We start from the raw sequence: 8,020 nt of genomic DNA on the forward strand, positions 1-8,020 counted from the left end.
CTGATAAATGATGAACTTTAGCCATTTCGCATCAGAAGCAACTTTTAAATCTGAATGAACTTCTAAAACAGGGAAGACCCCGTTTCGAATGAATAATTCTTTCAATCCGTTAATATTTTTTGTTACAGCATCTTTTAATGAAATCGTCTCAACATGGAAATCTTCATGGAAATTATTCAACCTTGCCATGTATAAAGCCATATCGAGTCCTTGATTTAGTCGCTCTAACTCTTTTTTGAATTTCGGGATTAAATGTTCATCTTCCATTTCTAGCACCATAAGTTGCATGATAGAAACGGGTGTTTTCATTTGATGTACCCAATGGTTAATAAATAATTGGTGTTCTTGCTGTTTTACTTCAAATGTTTGTAGGTCTTTTTGGAATAGACGATATTGCGTACGAACGAGCTCGTTTACACCGTGAGGCATAGGAGCGGTCGCTCTTTCAATAAACGCGTCTTCCAKTTTCTCTGGTGGTTCACTTAATCTGTGATACATTCTACGGTTACGAACGTAACGATAAGCGAGGAAGCAGATGAATAAGTACAAACTTAAAACGATGAAGTAAAACTTATTATTTTGAAATCCATCTACTGCATCATAGAGAACGAAAATGATTCCGAAGTTTAATACATATAGTAGAAAAAATGCAAAATGATCACGTAAAAATAGCTTCATGCTTATTCACTCCAAGTTGTGTTAAAACGATACCCAAGTCCACGTACTGTTTCAATAGCATTTTCAATACCAAGCTCATTGAACTTTTTACGAAGACGCGTAATGTTTACGTTTAATGTATTTTCCTCAACGAAGCTTTCGTCGTCCCAAAGAGCTGCTAGTAAATCTTCACGACTCGCTGTACGTGGGAATTTAGATAATAGCATTTCTGCTAAAATTGCCTCTTTCTTCGTTAAAAGAACTTGCTCAGCGCCGAAATGAATTTCTGGACGCTCAGGGAATAATTTAAGCCCTTCTACTTCAACGATACGCTCAGAAATATTTGGTGCATAATCACCGTAAATACGGCGTAATTGACCTTTAATTTTTGCCATTACAACGTCGTAGTGGAACGGTTTCGTAATATAATCGTCCGCACCGCTTTCAATCGCCATAATTTGCTCCATTTCACCTGCACGCGCTGAAATGAAAATAATTGGACAAGTAGATTCATGGCGAATCTGACGGCACCAGTAGAAWCCATCGAATTTYGGTAAGTTTACATCAAGTAAAACAAGATGTGGTTTCACWGCGTTAAAYGATTCCATAATATCATCRAAGTTYTCAGTAACAACAGCGTCGTAACCGTACTTTTGAATGTGAGATTGCAGTAATGATGAAATATTTGGATCGTCTTCAACGATTAAGATTTTGTACATATGTATATTCCTCCTAAAAAAAACAATTGTAGCTATAGTGTATCATGTGTTTCAAGTCTTTTCATTATGTTGAAATGAGAGCTATATAAATATAAAGATTTTAAAAACGACATAGAACCTGTCTTTTTAGGGGAGAGAGGATCCAGCCATGCATAGGAGCGGTCAGAGCCTTTTTTGCCCCGTGCGTAAAAACAAAGAAATCAAATGAATAGGTTTTCCTGTTTGTTTAGCATAGCTGTGGCTTATTTATATAGTAAACAGTATAGGTCAAAAGTGGAAAAAGTAAAAAGGCTACGGATATAATTGACAATTACTGGTTTTTAATTTAATATTTAGATAAATATCTAAATGTCTAATTATCGGAAGGAAGAAAGACATTGAATCAAGCATTCAAGGCATTAGCAGACCCAACAAGGCGAAAAATTTTAGATTTATTAAAAGAAGGCGATTTAACAGCTGGGGAAATTGCTGAACAGTTCAACATGACAAAGCCAAGTATTTCTCATCATTTAAATGCACTTAAAAATGCTGAACTTATCCAAGATGAAAAAAGAGGACAATTCGTTATGTACTCTTTAAACACAACTGTATTTCAAGATTTATTGACTTGGGTGTTTACGTTTACGAATAAGGGGGAAGAGGGGAAATGAAAAAGCATCTTTTTGCAATTATATTAATTCTTATAACTTGTATAGCTTGGGCGTTTGCTTGGCCACATTTGCCGGATACAATCGCGACACATTGGAGTGGTGGTAAGGTAGATGGTTATTCTTCTAAATTATATGGAATGATTTCTATGGTTGGAATTATGATTGCGTTATATGTATTTCTAAATGTGATACCARAGATTGATCCAAGGAAAGCAAATTACGAGAAATTTTCTAAAGCTTTTATGATGATGAATAACGGGATACTATTGCTACTATTTGTAGGAAATATAGATATTATTACAAGTGGACTAGGATATAATTTATTCATTAATCGAGTTCCAGAATTATTAGTTGGTGTTTTATTTTTAGTGATGGGTAATTATTTACCGCAGTGTAAGCCTAACTTTTTCGTTGGGATGCGTAATCCTTGGACGTTAAGTAATGAAGAAGTATGGCGGAAAACACATCGATTTAGTGGAAAAGTATTTGTAGCTTTAGGACTCATTATGATTATAAGTGTTTTCGCTCCAGCTGATTGGAGATCTTATATGATGCTAGGGATTATAGTAGTTGCTGTCCTCATAACAAATTTATATTCTTACGTTTTATATAAAAAAGAAATGCAATTGTGAGCAATAAGGGATTGAACTGTACTAGTCAAATTTTATATTTATAGTTTCTATGTGTTAAGAAATTTTAATACTCAGTGGGGATAACGAAAAAGCTCGCTGAGTAAATTTTTCACTTTTAGGTCTGAAAATTCAGTTAAAAATATAGTTTGGGGGAAATCACATGTTAGAAATTATAAATTTTAGCAAGACATACAAAGGTGGCAAAAAAGCAGTAGATCATTTAAATATTACTGTTCAAGCAGGAGATATCTTTGGATTTATTGGACATAACGGTGCGGGGAAAAGTACAACAATTAAGTCGTTAGTAGGAGTTATAGATTTTGAAGAGGGTGAAATTTTTGTTGATGGACATTCAGTAAAAAAGGATCCGATTGCATGTAAGAGAGTAATGGCGTATATTCCCGATAATCCAGATTTATATGAGCAATTAACAGGAGTTCAATATTTAAACTTTGTTGCGGATGTGTTTAAGGTGTCTGCGAAGGATCGGGAAGAACAGATACAGAAGTATGGGGATGCTTTTGAGATTACACCGTACCTAGGTGATTTAATATCTTCTTATTCACATGGTATGAAACAAAAAGTGGCGATTATATCAGCGGTTTTGCATAAACCGAAATTATTAGTTTTAGATGAACCTTTCGTTGGTCTTGATCCAAAGGCTGCTGTAGTGTTGAAAGGTATTATGAAGGAGCTTTGTGAAAAGGGAAGTGCGATTTTCTTTTCTACGCATGTTTTAGATGTGGCGGAGAAGTTATGTAATAAAATAGCGATGATTAATAGAGGGAAATTAGCACTTTCAGGGGAAGTGAGTTCTTTAATAAAGGAAGGATCATTGGAAGAGCTCTTTATGAAGGAGCTTGCTAATGAATATTAGTAGTCTAGGTCTTTTAAAAATCCGCTTGATAACGCAGCTTGGTTTAAATACTTTTCAATACGAAAAAGATAAAAAGAAGAAGCAGAATAAGATTTTACTGTCAGCATCTATTGCCTTAGTTGGTGTCATGTTAATGCTATATTGTGGGGCCTCGGCATATGGATTGGTGAACTTGGGAATAAGTGAAATTATCCCAGTTTATGCACTAGTTATTAGCAGTGTATTGACGTTGTTTTTCACTATATTTAAGGCAAATGGAGAGATTTTTGCTTTTAAGGATTACGATCTTTTAATGTCATTACCGATTCGTGTAAGTACGGTTATTACAAGTAGGTTTTTGTATTTATATTTGCTGAATACGATCTTTTCAATCATAATCATGCTACCAATGGGAGTTGTTTATGGCATACATGAGAGGCCATCAGTTTCTTTTTACTTTATGTGGTTCATCAGTATGTTTATAGCATCTTTAATTCCAACAACAATAGCAGCGATTTTTGGAGCTGCTATTACGGCAATCGCTTCTAAATTTAAAAATACGAATAAAATAACTACGATTTTAAGTTTTATAGTAATTATTACATTCGGTTTCTTTATGCTAAAAAGCGGAAATGCTCAATATAGTCTTAATGATATGAACGGAATAGGTGCAATTATTTCAGAGCAACTAACTAAAGTGTATCCATTAGCTAACATGTTTCAAAAAGCAATTGTTCATGCTGATATTGTAGCTTTCATCCTGTTTGTTGGGATATCGGTTATTTGGTATTATCTTTTTGTAAAAATCCTTTCGTTAAAATATAAGCAAATAAATACAGAGATTACCACTTATCATATGCTTTCAAATTATGAGATTCATAGCATGAGAAAAGAAAGTGTATTGGCCGCATTGTATAAAAAAGAACTGAAGCGTTTCTTTTCTTCTACAGTGTATGTGGTAAATAGCGGAATGGGAGTTGTGATGGCGCTAGCTTTCGCACTAGCTATAGTTGTAGTAGGGCCAAGTCAATTAATAGCGTATCCTGGAATTGAGCCTCTGTTGCAAAAGATTGCTCCATTTGCTATTTCAGCAGCGATTTCGATGACGTGTACAACATGTGTGTCATTGTCTTTAGAAGGAAAAAATGTATGGATTATTAAGTCGTTGCCTATAGCGCCAAAGATGATTTATGACAGTAAAATTCTTATGAATCTTTCATTAAGTATACCTGCAGCACTTATTAGTGCTGTATTACTGATAATAGGGTTAAAACTAGATGTTTGGAGTTCTCTTTTCATCGTAATAACACCGATAACATATGCATTATTTTCGGCAGTATGGGGGATTTTTATTAATAATCGATTTGGTTATTATGATTGGGTATCAGAAACTCAAGTAGTAAAACAAAGTATAGGATCGTTTGTCGGTATGTTCGGTGGCTTAATTATGGCTGTTATACCTGCCTTGTTAATCGGTACTGCTACTATCTCGAACTACAGAGTATTTACTTTTGGAGTTGTTATAGTGCTTACGATTATTACTATTTTCTTGTATAAGAACGAGTCGAGAAGAAGTATAAAGTGAAACTTTAATCAGTGGGGGTTTTGTTCATCCACCACTGATTATTAGCCYKCACCAATCGGGCGTTTACGGGCAGTTGATCTCCCACCTAMCTTCTTTGCTYCASCYGAATTTTGAGGTGGGAGTYTTACTGCCCGTTAATGCGGGATAAAATAAAAAGCTGCTTTTCCTTTAAAGAGGAAGAGCAGCTTCTTTATTTTGAAACAGTTTAGACCTTTATATTACTTTTTCAAAACAGGTACCCATATCTCGCTTCTAAAATTCGGCGAGGATATCTCTTTACTTTCATTCCACAATATTTCCGGTCCTTCYGCTARTTCATAGTTYGAAGAAGGGAACCATTCGGAATAAATACGYCCCCAYACATTTTGTAATGCATCAGGAAATGGACCGACAGCTTCAAATATAGCCCATGTTGAAGCAGCGACTTCAAGTTGCGCAAATTGCTCTGGGCAATCTTTCGTTGTGGCTACTCCAATATAGTGATCGAGTTCGCCTTTTTCTTCCATTCTTCCTTCAGAAAAGTTAGTAGAGGCACTAATGATTCCATTTGGGTTCACATTTGAAAGCATCTTTAATGTTTGAATGGACTGTGGGGTTAAACTTTTCCACATAGAAGCAATTTCTTTGTTTACACCGTTAAAAACAATCGGTACTCGTTTTTGTATGCCAATGATTTGAAATGGCTCTTTTTCTTCAATTCGATAGTTCATTTCATTTCCTCCTTGAATGGATAGTTGGAAGATCATTGGTGAATAAGCCTTCAAAGAACGAATTGTACTTCGAGCTTCTGAAGGCGTTATTCCGTGCAAATTTTGAAATGCACGTGTAAATGAATCTGGTGAGTTGTATCCATATTTTATAGCGACATCAATGACTTTTGCATTGCTATCTTTTAGTTCAAAGGCAGCAAGGGTAAGACGTCTACAGCGAATATATTCTGATAGTGATATGCCAGCTAGAAAAGAAAACATTCTTTTGAAATGATATTCGGAGCAGAAAGCTATTTTTGCGACTTCTTTAAAATCAATTTCGTGTGTAAGGTTGTCTTCAATATACTGCATTGCCGCATTCATATTTTTAAGTGAATCCATTATATGACCTCCTTTGTATATAGAATATCAGGAACGAAATAGCTCCATCCGACATTTCATGCACAACTTTGTGGGGGCATTTTTAACCTTACAAAATTGTAATGTTCCTGTAAGGAGAATGAATGGATGGCATGATATCCCAATGTTATAGTAACAAAGTACTTTAGTTCATTAGATTAAATTCTGATTCCTTTGCTTATGTGCCTTACGTAACTGTCATGTTTGTGTAAGAAACATCGATAGTGGCAAGAGTAGAGAGTGTATATAGTTGAAAATAGAGAATAGAAGAAATGAGGGATGTCGAGATGAAAACAGTGTTAGAAGCAAAAAATATTGAAAAAGTGTATGACACAGGTGGTAATAAATTTGCAGCTTTAAAAGGTATTAACTTACAAGTAAAAGAAGGTGAGTTCGTTGGAATTATGGGACCTTCTGGTTCGGGTAAGACGACTCTTTTAAATGTTCTTTCTACAATTGATAATGCGACGAACGGTGAGATTTTAATTGATGGAAAAGACATCGTGAAGATGAACGATGATAAGCTAGCGTTATTCCGCCGTGATCATTTAGGGTTCATTTTCCAAGATTATAACTTATTAGATACGTTAACGGTGAAAGAGAATATTGCTTTACCACTTGCGTTATCAAAGGTGAAGGCAAGTGAAATTGATCGCCGTGTTCTTGAAATCTCGAAGAAATTCGGTATTGATCATATTTTAAGCCAGTTCCCATATCAAGTGTCTGGTGGACAGAAGCAGCGGTGCGCGGCATCGCGTGCGATCGTTACAAATCCTAGTATGATTTTCGGAGACGAGCCAACAGGAGCACTTGATTCAAAATCGGCAACAGATTTACTAGAAAGTATGAAGTCGTTAAATGAGTATGATAATTCTACAATTTTAATGGTAACGCATGATGCGTTCGCGGCGAGTTATTGTAAACGAGTTATTTTCATTAAAGATGGTGARYTATATAAAGAATTGCACCGCGGTGAATTAACACGTAAACAGTTCTTCCAAAAGGTCGTTGATGTRATGTCTTCCATTTCTGGAGGTATGGCTGATGACCTTATCTAGCATTGCCCTCCGCAACATACAGCGGAATTTTAAAGACTACTTTGTATATTTTGCATCTATGATATTTAGCATCGTCATTTATTTTACATTTAAGGCGTTGCAGTACAATTCACAAATGGAAAAAGCAGCGGAAGCTTCTAAAAAAATTAGCGGAGCGTTCCAAGTTTCAAGTGTCATGCTAATTATTTTCGTAGCGGTGTTCATTATATATTCGAACGGTTTCTTTACGCGAAAGCGTAAAAAAGAAGTTGGACTATATTCCTTATTAGGTATTCGTAAAAGACAGATTGGTAAAATGCTCTTTTATGAAAATATGTTAATGGGATTAATGTCATTAGTAATCGGTATTGCGATCGGTAGCGTTCTTTCAAAACTATTCCTTGAACTACTAATAAATATGATGGGAATAAACTTAAACGTTCATTTTGAAGTACCGATGGCTGCAGTTATTGATACAGCAATTATTTTCTTTGTAATTATTTTGTATACATCACTTCAAGGATATCGTTTAATTTATCGCTTTAAGCTAATTGAACTTTTCCGAGCAGAACGTGAAGGAGAAACAATGCCAAAAGGATCAGTTATTATGGCATTAATTTCAGTTTTCTTAATCGGTTCAGGTTATTTCTTAGCGTTAATGTATATGAAAGCAGTTATGTATGCAGACTTTATGGTCGTTGCATTATACATTTTATTAGCGACAGTAGCAGGAACTTATTTATTGTTTATGTTCTTCACAGTATTTGTATTGAAG

General features: G+C 35.1%; 9 protein-coding genes. 6 read left to right on the forward strand and 3 right to left on the reverse strand.

Going from position 1 to position 8,020, the window contains the following annotated elements:
* The coding region (locus AC1DJR_RS11550; RefSeq protein WP_477002655.1) for a sensor histidine kinase at positions 1–678 on the reverse strand (678 nt) is incomplete at its 3' end.
* Positions 679–680: 2 nt separating this feature from the next.
* On the reverse strand, positions 681–1,376 hold the full coding sequence (locus AC1DJR_RS11555) for a response regulator transcription factor (RefSeq protein WP_429686564.1): 696 nt from the start codon (positions 1,374–1,376) through the stop codon (positions 681–683).
* Between the two features lie 377 nt (positions 1,377–1,753).
* Here AC1DJR_RS11555 and AC1DJR_RS11560 point away from each other — a divergent pair, with 377 nt between their 5' ends.
* From AC1DJR_RS11560 to AC1DJR_RS11575, 4 genes are all read left to right on the forward strand, one after another.
* Entirely contained in the window at positions 1,754–2,026 is a 273-nt protein-coding gene (locus AC1DJR_RS11560; protein ID WP_002089211.1) for an autorepressor SdpR family transcription factor, read from the forward strand.
* Positions 2,023–2,658 carry an SdpI family protein gene (locus tag AC1DJR_RS11565; protein ID WP_477002656.1) on the forward strand — a complete coding sequence of 212 codons (636 nt, stop codon included), beginning with the start codon at positions 2,023–2,025 and terminating at the stop codon, positions 2,656–2,658. Before AC1DJR_RS11560 ends, AC1DJR_RS11565 begins: the two co-directional genes overlap by 4 nt.
* Before the next feature lie 160 nt (positions 2,659–2,818).
* Positions 2,819–3,535, forward strand: a complete 717-nt coding sequence (locus tag AC1DJR_RS11570; RefSeq protein WP_429686565.1) for an ABC transporter ATP-binding protein — start codon at positions 2,819–2,821, stop codon at positions 3,533–3,535.
* Positions 3,525–5,099 (forward strand): putative ABC transporter permease subunit, encoded by a 1,575-nt coding sequence (locus AC1DJR_RS11575; RefSeq protein ID WP_429686566.1) that lies wholly within the window; start codon positions 3,525–3,527, stop codon positions 5,097–5,099. The genes AC1DJR_RS11570 and AC1DJR_RS11575 overlap by 11 nt, the downstream gene beginning before the upstream one ends.
* Before the next feature lie 218 nt (positions 5,100–5,317).
* Here AC1DJR_RS11575 and AC1DJR_RS11580 read toward each other — a convergent pair whose 3' ends face one another.
* Positions 5,318–6,190 carry an AraC family transcriptional regulator gene (locus AC1DJR_RS11580; protein ID WP_429686568.1) on the reverse strand — a complete coding sequence of 291 codons (873 nt, stop codon included), beginning with the start codon at positions 6,188–6,190 and terminating at the stop codon, positions 5,318–5,320.
* Between the two features lie 305 nt (positions 6,191–6,495).
* Between AC1DJR_RS11580 and AC1DJR_RS11585 the strand changes: the two genes are divergently transcribed.
* The gene (locus tag AC1DJR_RS11585; protein WP_042875889.1) at positions 6,496–7,266 is read left to right on the forward strand and encodes an ABC transporter ATP-binding protein; all 771 of its coding nucleotides are present in this window, start codon (positions 6,496–6,498) and stop codon (positions 7,264–7,266) included.
* A partial coding sequence (locus AC1DJR_RS11590) for an FtsX-like permease family protein (RefSeq protein WP_477002657.1) occupies positions 7,253–8,020 on the forward strand: 768 nt, incomplete at its 3' end. The genes AC1DJR_RS11585 and AC1DJR_RS11590, both read left to right, overlap by 14 nt.

Source organism: Bacillus sp. 05T31, assembly GCF_056396725.1.